This is a genomic window from Flagellimonas allohymeniacidonis (genome assembly GCF_004296335.1).
GTDB lineage: Bacteria > Bacteroidota > Bacteroidia > Flavobacteriales > Flavobacteriaceae > Flagellimonas > Flagellimonas allohymeniacidonis.
Genome location: NZ_SGIU01000001.1, coordinates 867405 through 893526 on the forward strand (window position 1 = coordinate 867405; position 26122 = coordinate 893526).

Sequence of the window (26122 nt, forward strand, 5' to 3'; positions counted from 1 at the left end):
AACTACTCTTGATGCTCGGGATCAATGGGACTGGTCTCTTCATTTTTGTTTTTAGCATACAGGTATCCCCTTTTCCACCATAAGGTCATTCGTTCTTTGTTGAAAATCAAGGAATTGGTTGTTAGAACTGTAGGAGTGTAATAAAAGTTGATAATCGCATCTTTCTGATTGGCCACCAATTTACCAATTCTGATATTTTGGTTTTCAATACGATCCAACATGAAACCGAAAATGGTGGTGATCAACTCAAAAGGATTACGTACGGGCATTCGGTTCAAGTAATTTACCTCCGTATGTAAGACTACGACATCAACTTCCGTGGCGCCTCTTCGCAGGGCCTCCTCGATGGGTACCAAGCTGCCAAGGCCCCCGTCAGCATATTCGCAACCATTGCGTCTTACCAAACTCATAAAAGGAGTATAATTGGAAGAAATCCAAATCCAATCGCAAAACTCCTCATAAGTGCAATCATTGATGGATTTATATTCCACCTGATTCAAGGATAAATTGGAGACCGTGACCACAACATCCATAGAGCTCTGCTTCAGACTTTGGAATTCTTCAACGGTGATGGATTCGCGTATCAAATACCTCAGGTTTTCACTTTCCCCAAAGGTCTTGCGACCCTTGGCAAAGTTTTTCAAAACATTCCAATGGTTGATGGCAATTACATCGACTCCATGCTTCTTCCGAATCACGAAGGGGCAATTACTAAAGATGCTATCTTGATTGACCGAGGAATAGATTTCCTTGATCTTATCCAGCTTATTTAAAGCCAAGTGGGAAATCAACAAGCTGCCTGTGGACGTTCCCACAAAGAGGTCGTAGTTGTGCTTTGCCTCTTGAATCAAAAATTGTGCAACACCTCCAGCGAAGGCTCCTTTGCTCCCTCCTCCAGAAATTACCAAAGCTCTCATTTCCCCAAGGTTTTGTCCAAGTATGATTTTTCTTCAGGATTCAATGACTGATATATTCCTTTAAGTCGCGCATCGCTCTCCTCCCCTTTCAAAAATTCCTTAAGTAATTTTCTAGAGGACTTTTTAAAATACCAAACATGGTGATTGCAAGCATTGATTAAATTCTTTAGGGTATTATCAGAAAAGGCATTTAAATTTTTAAGGTACTGGAAGGCCAACAATCGGGTTTCAAAGTGATACTTTGGATGGGTATAATTGCTCAATTCCTGAAAAAATTCTGGTTTTAAGGCATCGGCATAGCCGGGGGTCACCAGTGCCAAAGTGAGCCAAAGTAAACGAACATTTTTATTGGGCATCCCTTCAATATCCTTGGTTTGGTCCAAATACTCAACTTGATTCTTTGGGAAGTCCGTCCAAAGACGAAATAAGGCTGCTTCCTGGGTGAGGTAGCTCTCATCTGCCAGAAGGATCTCAAAGCTTTCTTTTAGTTCTGGAGAAACCCTTTCAACATTCATGGCCAAGGCTTGACGCACTTTTATGCCCTCTGTTTGAAGTATTGAGTCTAACAAATCAACAGGCAATTGATTGCCAAAATCATACAACAAGCTTGATTTAAGGAAATCCGAATCCCAATCCTTCCATTGGGCAGTCAGCCATTCGAGAGTCGAGATTTCATCTTCCTCAGCTTTCGCTTGGATTTCAAAATAGGTTTTTAGGGAGCTGTTTTTGGTCCTCAAAAAATCCTTCGCCGTTTCCAATGGGAATGCCGATTCTTGAAGCCAACTGTTTTCAAAATCCAATAATTTCATTCCCGAAGCTTTCCGGACTTCCCACATAAAGTCGGAAATGGTAACATTTTGATAGGCAAATTTATTTAAGTAATTCTCAATGGCCTGTTTGAAGTTTTCGTGCCCAACTTTGTCTCGCAATATGACAAGTGCCCAGGCTCCTTTTTCATAAAAAGTCAAACTACCCGCACCTGGATCGGTAAGCGCTTCTCCATTTCCATCCCCAGAAAGATTCGATAGCGAGGTAGCCGTCTCCCATAACCTCCAGTAGAAATAGTCATCACCAAATAATTGTTTTTCCGCCAAGTAGGCATAAAACGTAGCAAAACCCTCATGCAACCAATGGTGGTTTCCACTTTGTTCCGTAACCAAATTGCCAAACCACTGGTGCGCCATTTCGTGGGCATTGACATTTACATAGTTTTTGTCTTTAAATGCAATGGAATCAATAACAAAGGTGTTCGAGAAAATGGTTGCTCCCGTATTTTCCATTCCAGCATAAAGAAAATCCTGTACCGGAACCTGTTTATAGTTCTGCCAGGGATAGGGAATACCAATCTCCTTTTCCAGATAGTCAAAGATTTCCCGTGTATAACGATAAGTAGGCTCTACCTTAAGACTGTCTTTGGGCTCATAATACAATTCAATCGGTACTCCAGAGGTAGAACTTAACTCCTTCTTATCAAAACTTCCAATGGCAAAAGCCAAAAGATAGCTGCTCATTGGACTTTGCATATCAAAATGCCAAGTTTTTAACCCGTCTTTCTCGAGTACCTGATTCAATTTACCATTGGCCAATACTTGATAGTCTTGGTTGAAGGTAATCTTTAAATCAAACTCAATCTTTTCGTTCATATCATCAAAACTGGGAAGCCAGTGACTCGTGTATTTCCCCTGTCCTTGCGTCCATATTTGTTTGGAGGCCGTATGGGTGGCATCCCATCCCAGAAAATAAACTGTTTGTTTGGGTGTGCAGTTGTAAGAAAGCGTAAGACGGTGTTCCTTGGCTTTTCGAAATTTCTTATCGAGGATTAGGTATTTGGGGGTTTTCCCAATTTGCAAAGGTTCCCCATCCAACAATACTTTGTTGAAATTCATATTCTTGGCATCCAAAAAAATAGAGTCCACATCCTTGAGTACTTGAAAGTGATACTCCACGGTGCCGACAATTTTTTTGGATTCGGCGTCCACAAAAATCGAGATGTCGCCATGGATGAAGTCCACATTATCTTGAATCTGGGAAAACACCAAGTGGCTAGTAAGAAAAACTAAGAAGATTGGGGATAGCCTCATCATCGGGTTCTGCAAAAGTCTATCCAAAATACATATTTTAGTTCGATGAATGCCAATTTTCTGCAAACCCCTATCACCTATCTCAAAAATGTAGGTCCCAATAGAGCCGAAATTCTGCGGTCAGAATTGGGTATTACGACCTACTACGACTTGTTGCAGCTATTCCCAAATCGGTATCTTGACAAAACCCATTACTATAAAATAAACCAACTACAACCCAGCGGTGCCGATGTTCAAGTAGTTGGAAAAATCATTCATATAAAGACCGTCGAGCAGAAACGGGGAAAGCGCTTGGTAGCAACTTTTATGGATGAAACAGGACAAATGGAACTGGTATGGTTTCGTGGACATAAGTGGATTAGGGAGAATCTCAAATTGAACGAACCCTATGTCATTTTTGGGAGAATTGCGCGCTATGGCAGTACATTCTCCATGGCCCATCCAGAGATGGAGCTGCTTAGTGTCCACCAAAAAGGACTTAAAATTAGCATGCAGCCCATTTATCCCTCCACGGAAAAACTGAGCGCCAAAGGAATTACCAATCGGGTGCTTAGCCAGCTGGTGCAACAGCTGTTTTTGGAGAGCAAGGGACAATTTTCAGAGTCGCTTTCCGCAGAAATACTTCATGAATTAAAATTGATATCAAAAAGTGAGGCGCTCTTGAACATACATTTTCCAAAAAGTCAAGACCTGTTGACAAAAGCCCAATTCCGATTAAAGTTTGAAGAGCTTTTCTTTGTCCAACTTCAACTTATCTCCAAAAAACTCATTCGAAAACAAAAAATCAAGGGAATGCCCTTTTCGGAAGTGGGCCAGAATTTCAATGCCTTCTTCCAAGAACATCTTCCTTTTGAACTCACCAATGCACAAAAGAAAGTCATTAAAGAAATCCGGAAGGATTTGGGCAGCAATGCCCAGATGAATCGATTATTACAAGGCGATGTAGGCTCAGGAAAAACTATCGTGGCCCTCTTGTGCATGCTTCTGGCCTTGGACAATGGGTTTCAGGCGTGTATGATGGCCCCTACTGAAATTTTGGCCATCCAGCATTTTAACGGGTTAAAAGAACTACTGGGAGCCATGGAAGTGGACATTGCATTGCTTACAGGTTCAACCAAGAAATCAGTTCGGAAAGAAATCCATGAAAATCTACAAAACGGTCAGTTAAAAATTCTGGTAGGTACCCATGCAATATTGGAAGATGTGGTTCAATTTCAAAATTTGGGATTGGCCATAATTGATGAGCAACATCGGTTTGGAGTGGCCCAACGGTCTAAACTATGGCATAAAAATGAGATTCCACCCCATATTTTGGTTATGACGGCAACCCCCATCCCAAGAACCTTGGCGATGAGCTTATATGGGGACTTGGATATTTCAGTAATTGAAGAATTACCACCGGGCCGAAAGCCTGTGAGAACCCTTCATAGGTATGATTCTAACCGGCTCAAGGTTTTCGGATTCATCAAAGATGAAATCAAAAAAGGGCGGCAGGTGTATATCGTTTACCCTTTGATTCAGGAATCTGAAGCACTGGATTACAAAGATCTGATGGATGGCTATGAAAGTATTGCCCGGGATTTCCCTTTGCCCGATTATCAAATCTCCATAGTGCATGGCAAAATGAAACCGGCCGACAAGGACTACGAAATGAAACGGTTTGTAGAGGGAGAAACCCAAATTATGGTCGCCACCACGGTTATTGAAGTTGGAGTTAATGTGCCAAACGCCTCGGTAATGATTATTGAAAGTGCCGAGCGTTTCGGACTTTCTCAATTGCATCAGTTGCGTGGCCGTGTGGGCCGCGGGGCCGAACAGAGTTATTGTGTTTTGATGACCAGTCACAAACTCTCAGAAGATGCCAAAACCCGGTTGGAGACCATGGTCCGAACCCATGATGGTTTCGAGATTGCGGAAGTCGATTTAAAATTGCGTGGACCTGGGGATTTGATGGGCACCCAACAAAGTGGGATGTTGAATTTACGTATTGCCGATATCGTTAAGGACAATCAAATCTTAAAAACCGCTAGATACTACGCCATCAAGGTGCTCAAAGAAGATCCCGCACTGCAAACGGATAAAAACCAACCCATACATCAATCCTATTCAAGAATTATGAAAGATAGGACCCTTTGGAATTATATAAGCTAAAATGCCCGACTTTCGCCGGGCACCTCACTCAAAACGCTATGAAAATTGACTTAGTTAATTCCTTCGCCTTTTTCTGCTTTGGCAATATTGGCCGCTACCCTATCCTTGTTGGCTTGGGCCGGAGCATTCTCCAAAGCAATTTTTAAATGTTTTACAGTGGATTTGTTGTCACCCAAAGCAGAATAGCCGCGTGCAAGTCCGTAATGCACAGGCCAAGTGTCCTTGTGGGTTTTTGCATTCCACTTGAAAATTTCAAGGGCTTCATCCGTTTTTCCTTGTCCAATCAATTGTCTTCCATACCCATGTACCTGAAACACGGTTCCCAAGGGTAATGCTTCCTTCATTAGGGCATCAGCCTCAGCAGTTTTTCCTTGCTTTGCCAAAATCTGTGATTTGATACTAAGGTTATTGAACGTCTTTTGACTAAAGAACTGCCCTGCTATCGCTGCATCGACCCATGTCAAGGCTTCATCCAGATCTCCATCATTGTTCAAAGCAAAATTGGCAGCCTGCTCCCAGCTTTGACGGGCGAAGCCAGGGGTAGTTTGGAGTTTCTGACGGACCTCTGTCAATACATTGTCCGTAACATTGGTTTCAACTTTGAAAGGAATTTGTTTTTTCTCCCAGCTTAAGGCAACCACGGCGGAAGTAGCATCTACCTCTTCAAAAGAATAGGTAAGTTGCTCTACGTGGGCAATCTCCTTCGTCTCAACATCTACACGAAGGACATCCTCAGCGGGGTCGTAGAAATAACTTCCCCAAGCATCGTGGTTTTTGGAAAAAATAACGGTCGCAGTATTACCTTCATTGACAATCATGTGCAATCCATATTTGCCAGCAGGAAGGCTTTTTCCTCCAATGGTAAGATCGTGAGTGGTTTTAAAAATAGTGTTCTCATTGGCTCCGGCCCTCCATGGAGATTCAGTGGCCGTACCAAAACCTAAATTGTTCATTCCATAGGGGACCAAAGCACCCCAAATCTCACGGTCGTTGACACTGGGGCGGGAATAAACAACATAAACATCAGTATTTCCAACACGTTGCATCACTTTCGCCGTTTGACTGCCTCGGGGCAAAAAGTTCAATTGGGCAACTGAAGAGTAAGAAATAAAGAAAACTGCAATGAGCATTGTGGCCGAAAGGGCCGAGTAGCATTTTTTCATTTGTTCGTTTTTGATTTTGTTAATGAATAAACTAAAGGTTGTGCCTCTAAAGTAGATAGGAGACCTTTTTCTTGGAGTTACAGCTTTGTTAAAAAGCAAATCAAGGTGTTAAATTTCAACGAATTACTATGTTTTCAGTAGCTTCTATTGCTTTCTTGTTAATTTTATTAACATTAGCCTAGGTAAACCTATATCGGGACTTACGTTTTGTGCTCCTAAGCAGCAACAAAAAAATCTGCCGAGGTAAATTATTGGATGAGTTTTTTAACCTTGGAAAAGGAATGGTCCAACATTTTTGGAAGCCCTTAAATTTTGATTGTGGACATGTTGAACATCGTAATTTTCACTACTTCTTTTTTGAAGAATTTTAACCTTACTCCTATTTTTAACAGCTTATAATTGATGTATTTGTATAATGAGCAAGACACTATTTGATAAGGTTTGGGATTCACATGTGGTGCAACACATTGAAAATGGACCGGACGTTCTTTTTATTGATAGGCATTTGGTGCATGAAGTAACGAGCCCCGTTGCATTTTTAGGCTTGAAAAACCGAGGAATCAAGGTGCTTTATCCTGAACGCACTTTTGCAACCGCGGACCACAATACGCCGACTCGCAATCAGCATTTACCGGTAAAGGATAAGCTATCTGCAAACCAATTGAAAGCCTTGGAAGAAAATTCCAAAGCACATAACATTCCCTATTGGGGGCTTGGGCATGAAAAAAATGGCATTGTTCACGTCATAGGTCCGGAGAACGGGATCACCGTGCCTGGAGCCACTATTGTATGTGGCGATTCCCATACATCAACCCATGGTGCCTTTGGGGCCATTGCATTTGGAATTGGAACCAGCGAAGTGGAAATGGTACTCTCCACACAGTGCATCATGCAGCCCAAACCGAAAAGCATGCGTATCAATATCAATGGTGAATTAAATCGAGCGGTTACCCCAAAAGATGTTGCGCTTTATATTATATCTAAAATATCCACCTCCGGTGCTACCGGCTATTTTGTGGAATATGCTGGGGATGTATTTAGGAATATGAGCATGGAAGGCCGAATGACGGTTTGCAACCTAAGTATTGAAATGGGTGCCCGTGGCGGTATGATTGCCCCTGACGAAACCACTTTTGATTACATAAAAGGACGGGAATATACTCCAAAAGGTGCTGAATGGGATAAGGCCATGGAATATTGGAGTACTCTTCACTCGGCAGAAGACGCAGTTTTTGACAAAGAAATAATCTTTGAGGCTTCTGATATTGAACCCATGATCACCTACGGCACCAATCCTGGGATGGGAATTGGCATCCAAAAAGGTATTCCCACGGCAGAAGCAGTAGAAGCTGGAGCTGCCACCTACAAAAAATCTTTGGCTTATATGGACTTCAATGAGGGGGAAGCCATGATTGGTAAACCCATCGATTTTGTTTTTCTAGGAAGTTGTACCAATGGGAGAATTGAAGACTTCAGAGCCTTTGCTTCTATCATTAAGGGAAGGAAAAAAGCGGACAACGTGACCGCCTGGTTGGTACCTGGCTCACACAAAGTTGAGGAAGCCATAAAGGCCGAGGGCATTTTGGATGTTTTGCAGGAAGCGGGATTTGAGCTTCGAGAACCCGGATGCTCGGCTTGTTTGGCCATGAATGATGACAAGATTCCTGCCGGAAAATATGCCGTAAGTACCTCCAACCGAAACTTTGAAGGAAGACAGGGTCCCGGAGCAAGAACCCTTTTGGCAAGTCCGCTTGTGGCGGCAGCGGCAGCGGTAACCGGAAAAGTTACTGACCCACGTGAACTATTGGAGCTTCAAGAAGCTTAATTAATTATTTTTTACTCAAATGGCATACGATAAATTCAACATACTGACCACCACCGCAGTTCCACTACCCATAGAAAATGTGGACACGGACCAAATAATTCCAGCCCGCTTTTTAAAGGCGACCGAACGAAAAGGTTTTGGCGATAATCTTTTTCGCGATTGGCGGTATCATCCCGACAATACTCCAAAAGAGCATTTTGTGCTTAACAATCCCATTTATAGTGGAAAAATTTTGGTCGGGGGCAAGAATTTTGGCTCGGGTTCCTCCAGGGAGCATGCAGCTTGGTCGGTTTACGACTACGGTTTTCGCTGTGTTGTATCTAGTTTTTTTGCGGATATATTCAGAAATAATTGCCTAAACATCGGTGTTCTTCCGGTTCAGGTCAGCGCAGAATTTTTGGATAAGATCTTTAAGGCCATCGAGGCCAATCCTAAAACAGAAATTGAAGTAAATCTTCCAGAACAGACCATCACGATTCTAGAAACCGGGGAACAGGAAAACTTCGCGATCAACGATTATAAAAAAGAAAATATGCTCAACGGTTTCGACGATATCGACTATTTGTTGAACATCAAGAGCAACATCGAAAAATTTGCGGAGAACACCCCATTATAGAATCTTCGCTTCAATTCGTGAAATTAGTGTCTAACTAGTAGGTCAATCGTAGTATATGAAGACTAGGAAAGTAGAAATCATGGATACCACCCTTAGGGATGGGGAGCAAACTTCTGGGGTTTCGTTCTCTTCGTCAGAGAAGCTCACCTTGGCCAAGCTTTTATTGGAAGAACTGAAAGTGGACCGAATAGAAGTGGCATCCGCCCGTGTATCGGAGGGTGAATTCAATGCGGTGAAAAGCATTACGGATTGGGCAGCCTCTGAAGGTATGCTGCGCAAGGTAGAGGTCCTCACCTTTGTAGACGGTGGTGTCTCTTTGGAGTGGATGGTAAGAGCGGGTGCCAAGGTCCAAAATTTGTTGACCAAAGGTTCCATGAACCATTTGACCCATCAACTTAAAAAAACACCAGAAGAACATTTTAGTGATATCCACGAGGTAGTCCACAAGGCCAGAGATTTAGGCATTGAAACCAATGTATATTTGGAAGACTGGAGCAACGGAATGCGAAATTCGCAGGAATACGTCTTCCAATTTCTTGATTTTTTAACCTCCCTTCCCATTAAGCGAGTATTGCTACCTGATACTTTGGGCATTTTGACCCATTTTGAGGCGAAATCTTTTATTGAACAAATTATCAAACGTTATCCGGAGACCCACTTTGACTTTCATGGGCATAACGATTATGACCTCAGCGTTGCCAATGTAATGGAAGCCTTAAAAGCCGGCTGCCATGGCCTGCACTTGACCGTAAATGGCATGGGCGAACGTGCTGGTAATGCACCTTTGGCGAGTGTTGTTGCCGTGGTGAACGATTTCCTCCCTGAAATTTCCATAGGAGTAAAAGAATCCTCACTTTATAAAGTGAGCAAATTGGTCTCTGCCTTTACCGGTTTTGGAATTCCAGACAACAAACCCATCGTTGGTGATAATGTTTTTACACAAACTGCTGGTATACATGCAGATGGAGATAATAAAAAGAATCTTTACTTCAATGATTTACTTCCCGAACGTTTTGGCAGAAAGCGCAAATATGCCCTAGGAAAAACCTCAGGCAAAGCCAACATTCAAAAGAACCTTCAAGAGTTGGGGCTTACCCTTAATGATGACGAGTTAAAAAAGGTAACCCAACGCATTATCGAACTTGGTGATAAGAAGGAGCGAGTCACCAAGGACGATCTACCCTATATCATTTCCGATGTTTTGGATAGTGACCAATACCAACAACGCGTACTTGTGAAATCATACGTTTTGACACACTCCAAAGGTTTAAAACCTTCCACCACCCTTTCCATCGAAATTGATGGCAAAGCCTATGAGGAGAATGCCCAGGGCGACGGTCAATTCGATGCTTTTATCAATGCGCTAAAGAAAGTCTATAAAAAAGAAGGTCTTGAATTGCCAAAATTGGTGGACTACGCCGTTCGTATCCCTCCGGGGAGTACTTCGGACGCCCTGTGTGAAACGATTATCACTTGGCAGACCAAAGAAAAGGATTTTACCACCCGTGGACTGGACTCGGACCAGACCGTATCGGCCATCAAGGCCACAGAAAAAATGCTGAACCTTGTATAGCAACCTAACGAAACACACTCTATGAAACTCAAAATAGCCCTATTGGCCGGAGATGGAATTGGCCCAGAAGTTATTGATCAGGCCGTAAAAGTATCCAATGCTGTAGCTGAAAAATTCAATCATGAAATTAACTGGGAGTCGGCCTTAACGGGAGCCGCAGCCATCGATGCCGTAGGTGAACCCTACCCCGACGAAACCCACGAGGTTTGCCTGAACGCAGATGCCGTTCTTTTTGGAGCTATTGGGCACCCGCGATTCGACAATGATCCTTCAGCAAAGGTTCGTCCGGAACAAGGGCTGCTAAAAATGCGCCAAAAATTAGGTTTGTTTGCCAATGTGCGGCCCACTTTTACATTTCCATCGCTGATTGACAAATCCCCTTTGAAGCGAGAGCGCATTGAAGGTACCGACCTCGTGTTTTTAAGAGAACTCACTGGTGGGATTTACTTTGGAAAGCGCGGACGCGAAGACGATGGGAACACTGCCTTCGACACTTGCACCTATACTCGGGCAGAAGTAGAGCGTTTGGCCCGAAAAGGCTTCGAGATGGCCCGCCAGCGTTCTAAAAAATTGTGCTGTGTGGACAAAGCCAATGTTTTGGAAACCTCACGCCTATGGAGGGAAACCGTACAAAACTTGGAAAAAGACTATCCTGATGTTGAAGTATCCTATGAATTTGTGGATGCGGTTGCCATGCGTTTGATTCAATGGCCCAATGCCTATGATGTTCTGATTACGGAAAACCTTTTTGGAGACGTCTTAACGGACGAAGCTTCGGTGATTTCAGGCTCCATGGGATTGATGCCATCCGCTTCCTTGGGTGAAAAGACCTCTTTGTTCGAACCCATTCATGGGTCGTACCCCCAAGCTGCTGGAAAAGACATTGCCAACCCTTTGGCCACTGTACTTTCTGCTGCAATGATGTTCGAAACCGCCTTTGGGCTCCAGGCTGAGGCAGATGCAATTAGAACCGTGGTCAATAAATCCTTGGCAGAAGGTGTAGTCACCGAAGATTTGGCCGAAGGTGGAAAAGCGCACAAGACCAGTCAAGTTGGCGATTGGTTGGCCGAACATTTGTAGCTGAGCACCTCTAAAACATACGAATCTGGAAAGCGACTTTGATAGTGGCTTTTTTTTATTCCCTTCAATTATCGCATTCATCAATCCATAAGCCAGATTGGTCAATTGCATCTCCTTAACTCTCAAGACCTCTTTTACTTTTAAGTCCAAATAACCAACTTTTTAGGGCTTGGCCCCGTTTTCGGGGCCTTTCTCCTTTAAATTTTCCAAACGTATTAGAGTTATGAAAATCCTGAATCGTATTTTTCTTTATGGTGCATTGAGCACATTTTGTTTTTTTACATCCTGCAGTAATGATGACTGCGCCCAAGAGACCTTTTACCAAGATGCCGATGGCGATGGCTACGGAGACGCAGCCAAATCCCAGACCGCATGCACAGCACCTAAAGGCTATGTTGCGGACAATACCGACACCGACGACACCAATGCCAATGTCTTTCCTGGCTGTACACAAGTAACCTATTATAAAGATAGTGATGGTGATGGCTTTGGAAACCCAAGCATTTCTGAAACCGTCTGTGAGGGTGAGGACACCCCATCGGGCTATGTGGCCGACAAAACTGACCCCGACGATACCAATGCCGCCATTTTTCCCGACTGTGAGCAAGTGACAGTATATGAGGACACTGATGGTGACGGTTTCGGAAACCCAGATGTCTCCCAAAACTTATGCTCTGGAGAAGATACCCCCGAAGGTTTCGTTGTGGACAATACCGACTGTGATGACACAAATGCTGAGCTCAACCCCGATGTTGTGGTCACCTATTACGAAGATGCCGATGGCGATGGTTTTGGAAATCCTGGGGTTTCGCAAGAAGTATCTGTCTGTGCCGATGCCCCAGCTGGCTATGTCCCCCTTGAAAATACAGATTGTGATGATACCGATGCCGAGATCAACCCAGATGTTGTCGTCACCTATTACGAAGATGCCGACGGAGACGGCTTTGGGAACCCACAGATTTCTAAAATAGCAACGGGCTGCCCTATCCCGCAGGGATTTGTTTTGGACAATACAGATTGCGATGATGCTGATGCCAGTAAAAACCCGGGGGCACAAGATAGCTCCTTGGACGGTGTCGATACCAACTGTGATGGTATCCCTGGAACCTTATGGGCTGGTCCAAATGAAACGTTCGACAAAGAGGGTGGGGCCGATTGGACCCAACCCGAAAACCAAGACCGGCTGACCGACAGGGTGGTCTTTACACGGCAAAATGCAGGTCCGATGTACAATTACCAATGGTGGCAGGACAATTTTGATGGTGATGCAATACATAATAGCAAAACGGAGTCAGATTTATTTGCTGACTTTTGGAACGCAGATAACGCAATAAAAGATTTCAATGAAATCAACCCTTCAGGAGGCACCAAAGGGGTGCGTTGGGCCTTATTGGATGACACAGGGGCCGACAATCCCGGTGATGCTTGGGACCAATTCTCCTTATATGGCACCTTAGGTGATCCTACGCATTTTTATAGTTTTCACAACCTGTGCACTATTGTGAGATACCTAAATATAAATGAACAAATTATAGGGGTAAATAACGATTTTTTTGTTATTAAATCAGACAACGTCTCTGTCAATGCAACCGTTCAAAGCCAATTAGTTAACAAAAAACTTGGAGTTTGGCTGGTCGAAGAAGATATCTACCTTACGTTAACCTTTACCGAATGGGGTAATGGACAAGACAACCCAGGTGGGGCCATTTCCTATACCCGCTCCACCCCCAACAACTAATTTGGTGTTTTTTGGTTATAGTTGAGAGGGCCTTGGAGATTCCAAGGCCCCCTTTTTTATTTATAAGATGTAATCTGTACTCAAAAAGTTGCTCACTTTAGCCTCCAGCAATTGCTCAATGGTTTCGTTATTGAGCTCATTGTCCTTAAACGCCACAAAGGTTCGTATGGAGAAAGAACGCAAAGCATCATGCACACTTAAGGTGGATTGTGCGGAGTCTTTTCTTCCGGTAAAGGGATAAACATCCGGTCCGCGTTGGCAAGAGCTGTTCAAGTTTACCCGGCACACCAAATTGGCCAAAGTGTCAATCAAGGGAGAAAGGGTGTATACGTCCTTCCCAAACAAACTCACCTGCTGCCCATAATTGGATTCGGCCATGTCGTCCAAAGGCTGCTCAATATCCGTAAAGGACAAAACCGGGATAATCGGCCCAAACTGTTCTTCTTCATAAACCCGCATATCCTTGGTCACCGGATGCAGAACGGCCGGCCAGATATAGTTGTTCTTATGCTTCCCTCCTTTTTTATTTTTAATCTTGGCTCCCTTGGCCTTCGCATCATCCAATAACTCTTGAATGTATTCCGGTTTTCCGGGTTCGGGAAGCGGAGTCAATTTTGCCCCCTCGTCCCAAGGGTTACCAAATTTTAAGGCGTCCACTTTCTCTGAGAATCGTTTTAGAAATTCATCTTTCACATCTTCATGCACATAAATTACTTTCAGTGCAGTACAACGCTGTCCATTGAAAGAAAGCGTTCCGGCAATGCACTCATTAACTGTCAAGTCCAAATCAGCATCCGGTAAAATAATGGCTGGGTTTTTTGCTTCCAAGCCCAAAACCAAACGCAAACGGTTGCTTTTTGGGTGCTGCTCTTGCAAAGCATTGGCCGATTTACTGTTACCAATCAGCGCCAAAACATCCACCTTACCCGTTTTCATAATGGGAGCTGCCACCGCTCTACCTCTTCCGAACAAAATGTTTACCACGCCTTTTGGGAAACTACTCTGAAAAGCCTCCAAAAGAGGCGTAATCAACAGTACCCCATGTTTAGCAGGCTTAAAGATAGTAGTGTTCCCCATGATAATAGCGGGAATCAACAGCGCAAAAGTCTCATTTAAGGGATAGTTATAAGGTCCCAAACACAACACCACCCCCAAGGGACCACGACGTATATGGGCGTACACCCCATCGTGTTTTTGAAACTTGGCCGAATTGCGGTCCAGCTGCTTGTAATCCTCAATGGTATCGTAGATGTACTCCACGGTACGGTCAAACTCTTTGTAGGAATCCGCTTCGTTCTTGCCTATTTCCCACATCAAAAGTTTTACCACTTCCTCCCGTTTTTCCTCCATCCTTTTAACAAATGCCTCCATGCATTCGATACGGTCTTTCACCTTCATGGTCGGCCAAACGCCCTGCCCCTTATTGTAAGCAGCCGTTGCGGAATCCAAAGCCTCCATAGCTTCGGCTTCCCCCATATCGGGTATGCTGCCCAAAACGGTGGGGGCATATTCTTTGGTAGATGAAATGGTGGAGACTACCTGAGATGTATTTCCGTTCCATTCTTTGAGTTCTCCATTGACCAAATAGGTTTTCTGGTGGATTTCCTCAGTGATTTGATATTTTTCAGGAATCATAACTTTCTTGGTTGAATTATCGCCCAGATTTAAATAGCCGCTAGACGATGGGCTTCATCGCTGTCATGGATTCCCGTAACCGGGCTCCTACCACTTCCACAGGATGCTCACGAATGGCCTTGTTCACAGCAATCAATTTGGCATTGTCCACACCATTGTCAGATTCGGCGCCGAACTGCTTGCCAATAATGTCGGTATCGACCGTCTTCATAAAATCGGTCAACAAAGGTTTGCAAGCATGATCGAAGAGGTAACATCCGTATTCCGCAGTATCGGAAATCACACGGTTCATTTCGAACAATTTCTTTCGCGCGATGGTATTGGCAATCAAAGGAGTTTCATGGAGTGACTCGTAGTACGCCGATTCACCGATAATTCCCGATTCTGTCATGGTCTCATACGCCAATTCCACTCCTGATTTCACAAAGGCCACCATCAAAACCCCATGGTCGTAATATGCCTGTTCAGAAATATCATCATTGCCCGCGGGAGTCTTTTCAAAGGCGGTTTCTCCTGTGGCCGCACGCCAATCCAATAGGTTTTTATCCGCATTGGCCCAATCTTCCATCATAGTTTTTGAGAAATGTCCGCTCATAATGTCATCCATGTGTTTTTGAAACAAGGGTCGCATGATCACTTTCAACTCTTCGGCCAATTCAAAGGCTTTGATTTTAGCTGGATTGGACAAGCGGTCCATCATATTGGTGATTCCCCCATACTTTAGTCCTTCGGTAATGGTTTCCCAACCATATTGGACCAATTTGGAGGCATATCCCGCATCCATTCCTTTTTCGACCATCTTATCAAAAGATAAAATAGAACCTGTTTGTAGCAAACCACAAAGAATGGTTTGTTCCCCCATTAAATCGGATTTTACTTCCGCCACAAAGGAAGACTCGAGCACGCCAGCCTTATGGCCTCCAGTTCCTGCGGCATAGGCCTTGGCCTGTTCCAATCCCTTACCTTCAGGGTCATTTTCGGGATGGACCGCAATCAAGGTAGGAACACCAAAACCGCGCTTGTACTCTTCACGAACTTCTGAGCCTGGGCTCTTGGGAGCTACCATAATTACCGTTAAGTCCTCACGTATTTGCATTCCTTCTTCCACAATATTGAATCCATGGGAATAGGACAGCGTTGCCCCTTTCTTCATTAAGGGCATTACCGCGCTTACTACATTGGTATGCTGTTTATCGGGTGTAAGGTTAATAACCAAGTCGGCCTTCGGAATCAATTCTTCGTAGGTGCCGACGTTAAAATTATTTTCTGTGGCATTTTTAAAGGACTGTCTTTGCTCTTTAATCGCCGCTTCGCGTAGAGCGTAAGAAATGTCAAGGCCAGAATCACGCATATTAAGGCCCTGGTTCAGGCCTTGCGCCCCGCAACCAATGATCACTATCTTTTTTCCTTTAAGCGCAGTAACGCCATCTGCAAATTCATGGGCATCCATAAATCTACATTTGCCCAATTGTTCCAACTGGTCGCGTAGGGATAGTGTATTGAAGTAATTTGTCATTTTTCAAAGTGTATTTGTGTTGATTCAATTATTTGGTTGAAAATTTTCCAGTAGTTCGGTAATGCGCATCTCCGCCTTAGTGACCGCTATTCGCCCTGAACGAACGAATTGCATGATGCCAAAGGGTTCCAACCGGTCGTGCATTTCGTCAATTTCATGTCGTCTACCTGTTTTGGCCAGAACAAAAAACTCTCGGTGCACCGTCACAATTTTAGAATTGCTTTCCTTAATGGCATTTTGTATTTGTGGTTCATCAAAAAGCAAGGCCGACTTAATTTTGAAGAGTGCCGACTCCTGAAAAATGGTTTCTTCATCGGTATGGTAAAAGGCTTTGATAACCTCAATTTGCTTTTCAATCTGGGCCACAATTTTTCGCGTCCAGTCTTCCGTGGTGAAAACTACAATGGTGAATTTTGAAACGTTCTCAATTTCTGATTTAGAGACATTTAAGCTTTCTATATTAATGTGACGCTTTAAAAATATCCCAGATATCCGATTCAGGAGACCCACGTTATTTTCTGAATAAACCGAAATGGTATACCACTTGTTTTCCATAATCATTGTGTTTTAACAGCGACCAAAATTCCTGTCGACCAGTTCATTTTTGTGATTGTGAAATCCGTTCTATTTCCCATATAATCCAAAAAAGATTGAACATGTTGTTCATGACCCTCCGGCCAATTGGGCTGTACATTTAAATCGTCCACCACGTAATACCCTCCCGTTTTGACAAGATTCAAGGTTTCATCCAGGTTACTGTACTTTCCGGGCCAGGCATCCGCGAAAATAAGGTCGAACTTCGCTCCGTTATACGCTTGAAGCCAATCCCCGCCATCCGCACACGTAAGTTCAAGTCTTTTTTCTGAGGGAAAGAATTCTTTGGCGATTGCGATAAGTGTTGGGTCGTTGTCAACACTGACAACCTTTGATTCCAAATCCATTCCGTCGAGCATCCATGCCAGTGACAATCCCATGCCGGTCCCCATTTCCAAAAAGCGGCCTTTGGGTTTGGATGCGCACAGAGTTTTTAGAAACGTACCGATATAAATATCGGAAGGCATATCGAAGCCAATTTCAGAGGTTTTCTGAAGCAGTTTCGGATATAGGGTTGGGATTTCTTGGATGTTGGATTGATCCATACTATTTCAATCTAATGTCCGACACAGAGGCTCCAGACGGAATCATCGGAAAGACATTGTCCTCCTTTTCCACACGAACTTCCAAAAAGAAGGGGTCTTTTGAGGCTATCATTTCCTGTACCGTGGAAGACAGCTCAGAACGTTCACTTACTCTTTTTGAGGTTATGTGATATCCCTCTGCAATTTTTACGAAATCTGGGTTGGTCATTACTGTGGATGCATATCTGCTTTCAAAGAACAGCTCTTGCCATTGTCGTACCATGCCCAAGTGATCATTGTTCAGCACAACAATCTTGACAGGAACATTATGTTGGAAGATCACTCCGAGTTCTTGAATGGTCATTTGATACCCTCCATCGCCAATAATGGCTACAACTTCCCTATCCATGGCTCCCATTTTGGCTCCAATGGCTGCTGGAAGTGCAAATCCCATGGTGCCCAAACCGCCAGAGGTAATGTTGCTCTTGGTTTCGCTAAATTTCGCATATCTACAGGCTATCATCTGATGTTGGCCCACATCGGTAACTATGACTGCATTATTATTGGAGGCCTTGTTGATTTCTTCAATCACCTCGCCCATCGTCAACCCTGGTTTAGTGGGTTCAAGGTCTTTTTTGATTACGGTTTCATATTCAATCTCATGTTTCTTGTCAAACTCGGCTCGCCATTCAGGATGTTTATTTTTATTAATAAGCGGCAACAACAAATCAAGGGTCTGTTTGGCATCTCCCAAAACGGCCACATCGGCTTTTACATTCTTATTGATTTCGGCCGGGTCAATTTCAAAATGGATGACCTTGGCCTGTTTAGCATAGGTGTCCAAGCTTCCAGTCACACGATCATCAAAGCGCATTCCGATGGCAATGAGCACATCGCATTCATTGGTCAATACATTTGGGCCATAATTTCCATGCATCCCTACCATGCCCACATTTAGAGGGTGCGCTGTATCCATGGCAGAAAGCCCTAAAATGGTCCAAGCTGCAGGTATCCCCGCTTTTTCAACCAATGCTTTAAGTTGTTGCTCCGCTTCACCAAGAATCACACCTTGACCATAAATAATATAGGGTTTCTTGGCCCTGTTGATCAATTCAGCTGCGGATTCTATGGCCTTGGAATCGGGTTCAGGGTTTGGTTTATAACTCCGAACCCCAGTACATTTTTCGTAGATGAAGTCCAACTTATCAAATTGCGCATTTTTGGTAATGTCAATCAAAACAGGTCCTGGTCTTCCCGCTTTGGCAATATAAAAGGCCTTTGCCATAATTTCTGGAATTTCAGATGCCTTGGTGATTTGATAATTCCACTTGGTGACCGGAGTTGAGATTCCGACAATGTCTGTTTCTTGAAAGGCATCGGACCCCAAAAGGTGTCTTGGAACCTGACCCGTTATGCAGACCATCGGGGTGGAATCAATTTGGGCATCCGCCAATCCGGTGACCAAGTTTGTGGCCCCGGGTCCTGAAGTTGCCATGGCCACTCCTACTTTCCCACTTACCCGTGCATAGCCTTGAGCGGCATGGGTGGCGCCTTGCTCATGGCGAGTAAGTACGTGCGTCAATCTATCTTGAAATTTGTAAAGTTCATCATAGACCGGCATAATCGCCCCGCCAGGATAACCATAAATCAAGTCAACTCCCTCTGCCAATAAACAGTGGATTATCGCTTCTGCTCCCGTAATTCGGATGGCTGCTTGTTTTTTTGAATCTTTTTTTTGCGCCTTTAATGTTTCCATAAGCCCATTATTTTGATGTTTGTGAACCAAACAGTCTATGTCGAATACTATATCAAATCGGTTACGCAGCCCAAAGATGCCGATGAAACCGTTTTTGCGTATTTGTACAAACTGCCTCTTTTAACTTTTAGAGCAGGTTGTATCCAATTATTCTTTCTTTTTTTCAGTTCTTCTTCGGACATCTGAACCGAAATACTATTTTTTTCCGCATCAATTGTGATTAGGTCCCCGTCTTGAACCAATGCAATAACACCTCCATCCTGCGCTTCAGGAGCAATGTGCCCTACAACAAAACCATGGGTCCCTCCCGAAAATCTTCCATCAGTTATCAAAGCGACATCCTTACCTAATCCAGCACCCATAATTGCGGCTGTGGGTTTGAGCATCTCAGGCATTCCAGGCCCACCTTTGGGGCCTTCATAGCGAATGACCACGACGTCTCCCTTTTTAACCTCGCCATTTTTTATTCCGTCGTTGGCCTCAAACTCGCCCTCAAACACTTTTGCCGGACCTGAAAAGTACAATCCTTCTTTTCCGGTTATCTTTGCAACCGAACCATCTTTGGCAAGGTTTCCATATAAAATTCTAAGGTGTCCTGTTTCCTTGATCGGAGTATCCAGGTTTTTAACCACCTGCTGTCCTTCTGTCAAATCACCAACATCTTTCAAATTCTCCGCAACGGTCTTTCCAGTAACGGTCAGGCAGTCGCCATGGAGCATATCATTATTTAACATAAACTTCATAACAGCGGGTATACCTCCCACATTATGAAGGTCTTCCATTAAAAATTTACCGCTAGGTTTTAAATCTGCCAAGAAAGGTGTGGAATCGCTGATTCTTTGAAAATCATCGAGACCAAAATCAATATTGGCTGCTCTGGCTATGGCCAAAAAATGAAGCACTGCATTAGTAGAGCCGCCTAATACGACAATCAATCTGACAGCATTTTCCAAAGCTTTTTTGGTGATGATATCACTTGGTTTGATGTCTTTTTCCAAAAGATGCCTCAATGCCTTTCCTGCTGCTATACAATCTCCTTTCTTCTTCTCTCCCACGGCTGGGTTTGAGGAACTATATGGTAAGGACATGCCCAAAGCTTCAATAGCAGACGCCATTGTATTTGCCGTGTACATTCCCCCACATGCCCCTGCTCCTGGACATGCATTCTGAATAACGCTTTTATATTCAGCCTCGTTCATGGTTCCTGCCACTTTTTCACCCCAGGCCTCGAATGCGGATACCACGTCCAACTTCTTATTGTTCAGGCATCCGGAAGCTATTGTGCCTCCATAGACCATAACGGAAGGGCGATTTAACCGAATCATGGCCATCAAGGCTCCTGGCATATTCTTATCGCAACCCACAACGGTAACCAGTCCATCATAATTCATGGCTTGAACCACGGTTTCCATAGAATCTGCGATAATATCCCTGGAAGGAAGTGAATAGCGCATTCCATAGGTTCCCATAGAAATTCCATCACTTACGCCAATAGTATTGAAAATAAGTCCTATCACATCTGCTTCACTGGTACCCTGTTTTACGAAAGTTGAAAGTTCGTTTAGGTGCATATTGCAAGGGTTACCCTCGTAGCCCGTGCTTCCTATCCCAATCAAGGGTTTCTTTAGGTCTTCATCCGTAAGCCCTATGGCATGCAACATGGCCTGGGCCGCTGGCTGCGTCGGGTCTTGGGTAACATTTTTACTGTACTTGTTCAGTTCCATTAAAAATTCTCTTTCAAAAACAAACTTTACCTGAATTTACTTTAGTTTTCAAAGATATATCTTTCAAATACCCAATATTTTTAACATAAATAATGGGTTTAGATTCAGACCTACTTTTGAGTAGGTAAAAAATTGATATCCAGATATTTAATTAGAAATAAAATATCATATTCAATTAGTTTCAACACATCATTGGGATGTTGGGGTTCCTGTGATTCACGCCTCATTTTGACTACATTTGAGTCTATGGAAAAAACGGTAAGCGAAGCAATAGAATACAGACGTTCCGTTCGGGTCTTCCGAGAGGATAAAGAAATTGAAACGGAAAAAGTAAAAGAGTGCCTCCGAAAAGCTGTTCTCGCTCCTACCAGTAGTAATTTGCAGCTTTGGGAATTTTATCATGTCTCTGATAAAAATACCTTGGCCCAACTGACAAAGGCTTGTTTGGGGCAGAATGCCGCCAAAACCGCAAAGCAAATGGTAGTGGTGGTGGCCCGAAAGGATCTGTGGAAAAAGCGCGCAAAGGCCAATCTTGAATTTTTAAAAGCTGCCTACGGGCACAAAGCAAAGGAAGACTACACCAAAAGGGAAAAGTTTGCCATGGCCTATTACCAGAAATTGATTCCGTCGGTATACTCAGATTTTTTAGGGATTTTGGGATGGTTAAAGTTTGTTGTTTTTCAAGTCGTCGGTATTTTCAGACCGACCTATCGTCAAGTCAGAAGGTCCGATATGCGTATCGTCGCACACAAAAGTGCAGGGTTGGCGGCTCAAAATTTCATGTTGGGCATGGCCGCTATAGGTTATGATACCTGCCCAATGGAAGGGAGCGATACCTTGGCTGTAAAGCGAATTTTAGGCTTGACCCGCGGAGCAGAAATTAATATGGTGATTGGTTGTGGTGTACGTGCAGACAAAGGAATTTATGGACCTAGATTTAGGGTGCCCTTTGAAGAGGTATATCGCAAAATCTAGTTGATCAGTTTAAAGGATAGTATATCCCCAAACTTTTTTTGAGCCAAATTGCAAATCGAGGCCTCTGACATTTGCAAAATTCTTGGATACCCCCCGGTTGTCTGACCATCTTTCATCAAAATTATCAATTTACCGGCCGGTGTAATTTGGATGGTGCCAGGTAACGTTCCGGAGGTAAGCATGGAATGCGAATGGCCCTCAATTTTTTCCGAAAGTTGATAGGCCATTCTATTGTTTTCCTTTGATACGGTAAACGGTTGGGAAAATAGCTTTTTTAACTGTGAGTCAGATAAGATACCGTATTCAGGTCCTTTGTATACATTCATGGACTCTAACGCAAATTGCTCTTCTGTCTTTAGCTCCGTGAGTATCGGTTCAAAGGATTCGGTTCCTTTGTATTCAATCTCGAGCCCATCTTTGATACACTTCCTAGCTGTCACCGGAAAATATTGAGAAGCGCTTCCCAGCATTTTTGGTGTTTGAAACCCATCCTTTATGGCCAAATAGTTTCGAAAACCGGCTTCCAATCTGCCGTAGGATAAAATATCGCCTTTTTTTACCGGAATTACCTTATAATTGTCGATGGGTTTGTTGTTCAGGGTAGGCGACATCAGGGCCCCAGATAGACAAATAAAAGTGGACAGTTCAAATTGAAGCGTTGGCCCCGTCATGGTGATTTCCAAAACAGCATCCCCAGCATTGTTTTCCAACATAAGGTTGGCTTTTTTCACAGCGCTGTGATCCATGGCACCAGAAATCGGAACCCCGATACTGCGATGTCCGAGCCTACCCAAATCCTGAATTGTCGTGAAAAAACCAGATTTTAAAACCTTAAGCATTCAAGTCTATTTTTTCAACCTTATAAATTCCTACTTCTCCCTCAATTTTATGGAGGTCATATTCAGCTCTTGAGATAGCTTGAAAGCTTATTTTGTCACCTACACTAACAAAACAGGGTTCTTCTTTAGAAGCATCAAAAATGGAAACAGGGCAGTTTCCAATTATGTTCCATCCGCCAGGAGAATCTTGGGGGTAAATGCCGGTTTGTTTCCCAGCAAGACCTACAGAGCCTTTGGCAACATGCAATCTTGGTTCATCGCGCCTTGGAAGTTCAAGAGTCTTCGGGAGGCCACCCAAATACATAAACCCTGGCAAAAAACCTATCCCAAAAACGGTATACTCAAAAGAAGTATGCTCTTGAATTAGTTGCTCCACAGATAGTTCAAGCTTCTGAGCGGTTTCTTCAATATCAATTCCAAATTCTTTGTCATAACAAACGGGAAGTTTCCAGAGAAAACGTTCTTTTTGGGATTCCACTTCATTTCTTTTGGAATAACAGTCCAATACAGTCTGTTTTATCTGGTCAAAATCCAGAGTAGCCAAATTGTAAATCATGGTAACCGAATTGTATGCAGGAACCAACTCCCAACCGGAAATCCCTAATTCTTCAAAAGCTGTGGTAAACCCTAAGATATCCTGTAAGATGGATTCTTCAACTTGATTCGGCCATTCCACTAAAATGGCTCTTTCGCCAAATGGCTTGATGGTGATGGGGTACTTTTTCACTCTCTTAACAGCAACTTGTGCTTTGGAAATTCATGTGAAAGATACGTTAATATTTCCAATGCCGAGCTTGTGTCACCGTGAATACAAATAGTTTCTGCCTTAGTTTGTATTTCGTTCCCTTGCAAGGTCCTCACTTTGTCCAACTTAATCATGGGTAAGATATGTTCCAGTACCGCTTTGGGCTCATGAATGATGGCTCCATCCATTTGTCTGGACACCAAACTTCCATCATTATTATAACTTCTATCCCCAAAAACTTCAAAAATGACCCTTACCCCAACCTTGGGCGCCAATTGAGCGATGCAAGAACCAAAAGGCGCATATATGGTTTGTGTTGAACCGAACTCTTTGACGATGTTAAGAAATAAAGCAGCCAAGTTTTCGTCTCTTGCGACCTCATTGTAAAGGGCGCCATGCGGTTTTATGTGATGTAAAGTTGCGTTTTCTTCTTTGAGCACTGAACTGAAATCCCTAAGTTGTTTTAAAAGGCTTTCTTTAAGTTTTGGATGTGGTATTTGCATAACCTTCCTCCCAAAATTGGCTGGGTCAGGATATGAGGGATGGGCGCCGATTTTTACATCGTGCTGTTTTGCCAGTTTTATCATTGAACGCATGGAGCCCTTATCTCCAGCATGGCCGCCACAGGCAATATTACAGGAGGTAATCAAAGGAAAGATTTTGGCCTCATTGCCCACTCCTTCCCCAACATCGCAGTTTATGTCAACTCTCCATTGTTTCATCACAGCAATTCAAAAACCTTTAAGATACTTTTTACCCCTAAAAAAATTGTGAAGCCAATAATAATGACACCAAGCAAATTTTGAACCAACGAATTCGAATGAGCACCCATGACATTCTTCTTATTGGCAATCCAAAGTAGCAAAATTGCCATTACAGGCAATAGAATGCCATTGGCAACTTGAGCAAATTGAATGATTTGAATAGGCTTAATGTCAAAGGACAAAAACAGCACTCCCAAAAAAAGAATCGCTATCCATACCATCCTAAACCTGATATCTTTGGTCCCTCTCCACCCAAAACAACTGTTCGCCACATAAGCTGCAGCTAAAGGTGCTGTCATAGCAGAGGTCACACCAGCACAAAATAATCCTATGACCATAAAGTATACCGCCATTTTCCCAAATAGGGGCTCAACACCTTTGGCCAAATCCATGATATTGGTGACATTATCAATTTGGGAGGCCGAAGCCGTTATTAAAATTGCAATGGACACGGCTCCACCAATGGCAATAGACACAATAGTATCCCAACGAATTGTTGACAAATTACCAGATGCCCCCCATTTTTCCTTGACAAGAGCTGCATGCAAAAAAAGGTTGTAAGGCACTACGGTCGTACCCACCAAGGCCATAACGGTCAAAATACTGTCCTGAGGCAGGGTAGGCACAAAAGCTCCTTTTAAAATCTCAAAGATTGATGGTTTTGTAATTATCGCAGAAATGATAAAGCAAAGACCCATGAGCCCAACCAATGCGATGAAGATACGTTCAAGTGATTTGTAGTTTCCCCACCAAAGGATGGCAAATGCCAACAGTCCTATTAGCAATGGATAAAAAAAGGAGAACGGGGTATTCCCGAAAACACCCTCCAGACCAAGGGTGGCCCCACCAATATTACCAGCTTCGTAGGCGGCATTGCCCACAAGAATAGCCGCCAAAACCACCCCAATAACACTGTTTCGCAACCAGATGTTTCTTAATTGCCCCTTTACAACATCAACAAGTCCTGTTTGGGCAAGAAAACCGATTCGGCCTGCCATTTCTTGAAGAATAATGGTAGCCAAAATGGAAACCAAAACGGCCCAAATCAATGCGAAACCAAAACCAACACCTGCTATGGTGCAAACGGTAATCGTTCCCGGTCCAACAAAAGCAGCCGCCACTAAAATTCCCGGTCCAATTTTTTTGAGCATGATTTTAAAATTAGAGGATATGAAAATAGATTCTTTTGCAGAAAAATGTGCATTTCGTCCAAAAAAATGCATTTCGTCTAAAAGTACCCCTATTTATCACCACAAATTATACGAATATGAAAATGTAAAAGTTATAATAATCCCAAATCACATAATTGACCTAAACTTGACCGATACTTATGACATGCTATGATTGTGGCAAAAAAATAAGCCAACATGAACATAAGGAATCTTTTGGAGACTTAGGGGTTGTCCTTTGTGAGCGACACACCAAACTCATCAAAAGAATAATTCTTAACAATAACACACCCTTAGAGGCTATTCAGTTGTTCTATGCCCTCAAAGAAAAAGGTGCCCAACCCATGTTAGAATGGTGGGATGGGAATAAATCAGTTGATATAGCCTTTTCACGGGTAAAACTCAACATCGAAATTGATTCAGAGTACAATTTAATCACCCACGAACAGGCCATAAGGGACCTCGAGGAAGCCATGTACTCTTTTAAAAATGGTTTTACCACCGTGCGTATCCCACACCTTACCATAAAATATTACCTTGAGGATACGGTAAACAATGTTCTGGGCATTATCACCGCTTTGAAAACCAATATGAAAGTCATTTGATTCAATTTCTGGCTTCAATTTGTCTTTTTCGTATTTTATCCAAGAAACCAAGAGTTAGTCCTATTTCATAGTGCTTAATGACTTTAAGAGTTAGTTTTACGGCTTCAAACTTTGCATTAAGCGATAAATACC

The 26122-nt window shown here is 43.3% G+C and carries 21 protein-coding genes; 8 read left to right on the forward strand and 13 right to left on the reverse strand.

Going from position 1 to position 26122, the window contains the following annotated elements:
* Positions 1-2: 2 nt before the first annotated feature.
* On the reverse strand, positions 3-917 hold the full coding sequence (locus EW142_RS03855; RefSeq protein WP_130609894.1) for a patatin-like phospholipase family protein: 915 nt from the start codon (positions 915-917) through the stop codon (positions 3-5).
* The gene (locus EW142_RS03860) at positions 914-3025 is read right to left on the reverse strand and encodes a M1 family metallopeptidase (RefSeq protein ID WP_240740152.1); all 2112 of its coding nucleotides are present in this window, start codon (positions 3023-3025) and stop codon (positions 914-916) included. Before EW142_RS03860 ends, EW142_RS03855 begins: the two co-directional genes overlap by 4 nt.
* Before the next feature lie 18 nt (positions 3026-3043).
* On the opposite strand from EW142_RS03860, the gene recG reads away from it, so the two are divergent.
* On the forward strand, positions 3044-5149 hold the full coding sequence (gene recG, locus EW142_RS03865) for an ATP-dependent DNA helicase RecG (protein WP_130609897.1): 2106 nt from the start codon (positions 3044-3046) through the stop codon (positions 5147-5149).
* A gap of 50 nt (positions 5150-5199) precedes the next feature.
* On the opposite strand, the gene EW142_RS03870 is transcribed toward recG, so the two are convergent.
* Positions 5200-6312, reverse strand: coding sequence for a DUF2911 domain-containing protein (locus tag EW142_RS03870; protein ID WP_130609900.1), 1113 nt, complete (start codon positions 6310-6312; stop codon positions 5200-5202).
* Positions 6313-6727: 415 nt separating this feature from the next.
* Here EW142_RS03870 and leuC point away from each other — a divergent pair, with 415 nt between their 5' ends.
* The 5 genes from leuC to EW142_RS03895 all read left to right on the forward strand — a co-directional run bounded on the left by leuC (position 6728) and on the right by EW142_RS03895 (position 13144).
* A complete protein-coding gene (gene leuC / locus EW142_RS03875) occupies positions 6728-8137 on the forward strand; it encodes a 3-isopropylmalate dehydratase large subunit (RefSeq protein ID WP_130609903.1) in 1410 nt (469 codons plus the stop codon).
* Positions 8138-8156: 19 nt separating this feature from the next.
* Positions 8157-8753 carry a 3-isopropylmalate dehydratase small subunit gene (leuD, locus tag EW142_RS03880; RefSeq protein WP_130609906.1) on the forward strand — a complete coding sequence of 199 codons (597 nt, stop codon included), beginning with the start codon at positions 8157-8159 and terminating at the stop codon, positions 8751-8753.
* A gap of 55 nt (positions 8754-8808) precedes the next feature.
* Positions 8809-10326 (forward strand): alpha-isopropylmalate synthase regulatory domain-containing protein, encoded by a 1518-nt coding sequence (locus tag EW142_RS03885; RefSeq protein WP_130609909.1) that lies wholly within the window; start codon positions 8809-8811, stop codon positions 10324-10326.
* A 21-nt stretch (positions 10327-10347) separates the two neighbouring features.
* The gene (gene leuB, locus EW142_RS03890; protein ID WP_130609912.1) at positions 10348-11406 is read left to right on the forward strand and encodes a 3-isopropylmalate dehydrogenase; all 1059 of its coding nucleotides are present in this window, start codon (positions 10348-10350) and stop codon (positions 11404-11406) included.
* Positions 11407-11629: 223 nt separating this feature from the next.
* Positions 11630-13144, forward strand: coding sequence for a putative metal-binding motif-containing protein (locus EW142_RS03895; RefSeq protein ID WP_130609915.1), 1515 nt, complete (start codon positions 11630-11632; stop codon positions 13142-13144).
* 60 nt (positions 13145-13204) lie between these two features.
* Here the strand turns inward: EW142_RS03895 and EW142_RS03900 are convergent, their stop codons facing one another.
* Genes EW142_RS03900 through ilvD form a run of 6 tightly spaced genes read right to left on the reverse strand, consistent with a single transcriptional unit; the run spans position 13205 to position 20893 of the window.
* Positions 13205-14779, reverse strand: coding sequence for an NADP-dependent glyceraldehyde-3-phosphate dehydrogenase (locus EW142_RS03900; RefSeq protein WP_130609918.1), 1575 nt, complete (start codon positions 14777-14779; stop codon positions 13205-13207).
* Between the two features lie 40 nt (positions 14780-14819).
* Complete coding sequence (gene ilvC, locus EW142_RS03905) at positions 14820-16295, reverse strand: ketol-acid reductoisomerase (protein WP_130609921.1); 1476 nt, start codon at positions 16293-16295, stop codon at positions 14820-14822.
* A gap of 24 nt (positions 16296-16319) precedes the next feature.
* Positions 16320-16850: an acetolactate synthase small subunit gene (gene ilvN / locus EW142_RS03910; RefSeq protein ID WP_130609924.1), complete on the reverse strand. Its 531-nt coding sequence runs from the start codon at positions 16848-16850 to the stop codon at positions 16320-16322.
* Positions 16851-16852: 2 nt separating this feature from the next.
* The gene (locus tag EW142_RS03915) at positions 16853-17434 is read right to left on the reverse strand and encodes an O-methyltransferase (protein WP_130609927.1); all 582 of its coding nucleotides are present in this window, start codon (positions 17432-17434) and stop codon (positions 16853-16855) included.
* A gap of 1 nt (position 17435) precedes the next feature.
* The gene (gene ilvB / locus EW142_RS03920; protein ID WP_130609930.1) at positions 17436-19169 is read right to left on the reverse strand and encodes a biosynthetic-type acetolactate synthase large subunit; all 1734 of its coding nucleotides are present in this window, start codon (positions 19167-19169) and stop codon (positions 17436-17438) included.
* Positions 19170-19216: 47 nt separating this feature from the next.
* Positions 19217-20893: a dihydroxy-acid dehydratase gene (ilvD, locus tag EW142_RS03925; RefSeq protein WP_130609933.1), complete on the reverse strand. Its 1677-nt coding sequence runs from the start codon at positions 20891-20893 to the stop codon at positions 19217-19219.
* A gap of 246 nt (positions 20894-21139) precedes the next feature.
* Between ilvD and EW142_RS03930 the strand changes: the two genes are divergently transcribed.
* Complete coding sequence (locus tag EW142_RS03930) at positions 21140-21868, forward strand: nitroreductase family protein (RefSeq protein ID WP_130609936.1); 729 nt, start codon at positions 21140-21142, stop codon at positions 21866-21868.
* On the opposite strand, the gene EW142_RS03935 is transcribed toward EW142_RS03930, so the two are convergent.
* The 4 genes from EW142_RS03935 to EW142_RS03950 are packed head-to-tail and all read right to left on the reverse strand — an operon-like array spanning position 21865 to position 25367.
* Entirely contained in the window at positions 21865-22707 is an 843-nt protein-coding gene (locus EW142_RS03935; protein ID WP_130609939.1) for a 5-oxoprolinase subunit C family protein, read from the reverse strand. The genes EW142_RS03930 and EW142_RS03935 overlap by 4 nt on opposite strands.
* A complete protein-coding gene (gene pxpB / locus EW142_RS03940; RefSeq protein WP_130609941.1) occupies positions 22700-23434 on the reverse strand; it encodes a 5-oxoprolinase subunit PxpB in 735 nt (244 codons plus the stop codon). The genes EW142_RS03935 and pxpB overlap by 8 nt, the downstream gene beginning before the upstream one ends.
* Positions 23431-24174, reverse strand: a complete 744-nt coding sequence (gene pxpA / locus EW142_RS03945; RefSeq protein WP_130609944.1) for a 5-oxoprolinase subunit PxpA — start codon at positions 24172-24174, stop codon at positions 23431-23433. The genes pxpB and pxpA overlap by 4 nt, the downstream gene beginning before the upstream one ends.
* Positions 24174-25367, reverse strand: coding sequence for an Nramp family divalent metal transporter (locus EW142_RS03950; RefSeq protein ID WP_130609947.1), 1194 nt, complete (start codon positions 25365-25367; stop codon positions 24174-24176). The genes pxpA and EW142_RS03950 overlap by 1 nt, the downstream gene beginning before the upstream one ends.
* A gap of 179 nt (positions 25368-25546) precedes the next feature.
* On the opposite strand from EW142_RS03950, the gene EW142_RS03955 reads away from it, so the two are divergent.
* Positions 25547-25990, forward strand: a complete 444-nt coding sequence (locus EW142_RS03955) for a hypothetical protein (protein ID WP_130609950.1) — start codon at positions 25547-25549, stop codon at positions 25988-25990.
* Positions 25991-26122 lie beyond the last annotated feature (132 nt).

What these genes read in the sequence shown, in the direction of transcription:
- leuC (WP_130609903.1), top strand. Translation starts at nt 6,728, where the DNA reads ATGAGCAAGACACTATTTGATAAGGTTTGGGATTCACATGTGGTGCAA.
- EW142_RS03935 (WP_130609939.1), bottom strand. Translation starts at nt 22,707, where the DNA reads ATGCTTAAGGTTTTAAAATCTGGTTTTTTCACGACAATTCAGGATTTG.
- EW142_RS03955 (WP_130609950.1), top strand. Translation starts at nt 25,547, where the DNA reads ATGACATGCTATGATTGTGGCAAAAAAATAAGCCAACATGAACATAAG.
- leuB (WP_130609912.1), top strand. Translation starts at nt 10,348, where the DNA reads ATGAAACTCAAAATAGCCCTATTGGCCGGAGATGGAATTGGCCCAGAA.
- EW142_RS03855 (WP_130609894.1), bottom strand. Translation starts at nt 917, where the DNA reads ATGAGAGCTTTGGTAATTTCTGGAGGAGGGAGCAAAGGAGCCTTCGCT.
- EW142_RS03950 (WP_130609947.1), bottom strand. Translation starts at nt 25,367, where the DNA reads ATGCTCAAAAAAATTGGACCGGGAATTTTAGTGGCGGCTGCTTTTGTT.
- EW142_RS03870 (WP_130609900.1), bottom strand. Translation starts at nt 6,312, where the DNA reads ATGAAAAAATGCTACTCGGCCCTTTCGGCCACAATGCTCATTGCAGTT.
- EW142_RS03900 (WP_130609918.1), bottom strand. Translation starts at nt 14,779, where the DNA reads ATGATTCCTGAAAAATATCAAATCACTGAGGAAATCCACCAGAAAACC.
- EW142_RS03930 (WP_130609936.1), top strand. Translation starts at nt 21,140, where the DNA reads ATGGAAAAAACGGTAAGCGAAGCAATAGAATACAGACGTTCCGTTCGG.
- ilvD (WP_130609933.1), bottom strand. Translation starts at nt 20,893, where the DNA reads ATGGAACTGAACAAGTACAGTAAAAATGTTACCCAAGACCCGACGCAG.
- EW142_RS03885 (WP_130609909.1), top strand. Translation starts at nt 8,809, where the DNA reads ATGAAGACTAGGAAAGTAGAAATCATGGATACCACCCTTAGGGATGGG.
- ilvC (WP_130609921.1), bottom strand. Translation starts at nt 16,295, where the DNA reads ATGACAAATTACTTCAATACACTATCCCTACGCGACCAGTTGGAACAA.
- EW142_RS03895 (WP_130609915.1), top strand. Translation starts at nt 11,630, where the DNA reads ATGAAAATCCTGAATCGTATTTTTCTTTATGGTGCATTGAGCACATTT.
- recG (WP_130609897.1), top strand. Translation starts at nt 3,044, where the DNA reads ATGAATGCCAATTTTCTGCAAACCCCTATCACCTATCTCAAAAATGTA.
- leuD (WP_130609906.1), top strand. Translation starts at nt 8,157, where the DNA reads ATGGCATACGATAAATTCAACATACTGACCACCACCGCAGTTCCACTA.
- ilvN (WP_130609924.1), bottom strand. Translation starts at nt 16,850, where the DNA reads ATGGAAAACAAGTGGTATACCATTTCGGTTTATTCAGAAAATAACGTG.
- ilvB (WP_130609930.1), bottom strand. Translation starts at nt 19,169, where the DNA reads ATGGAAACATTAAAGGCGCAAAAAAAAGATTCAAAAAAACAAGCAGCC.
- EW142_RS03915 (WP_130609927.1), bottom strand. Translation starts at nt 17,434, where the DNA reads ATGGATCAATCCAACATCCAAGAAATCCCAACCCTATATCCGAAACTG.
- pxpA (WP_130609944.1), bottom strand. Translation starts at nt 24,174, where the DNA reads ATGAAACAATGGAGAGTTGACATAAACTGCGATGTTGGGGAAGGAGTG.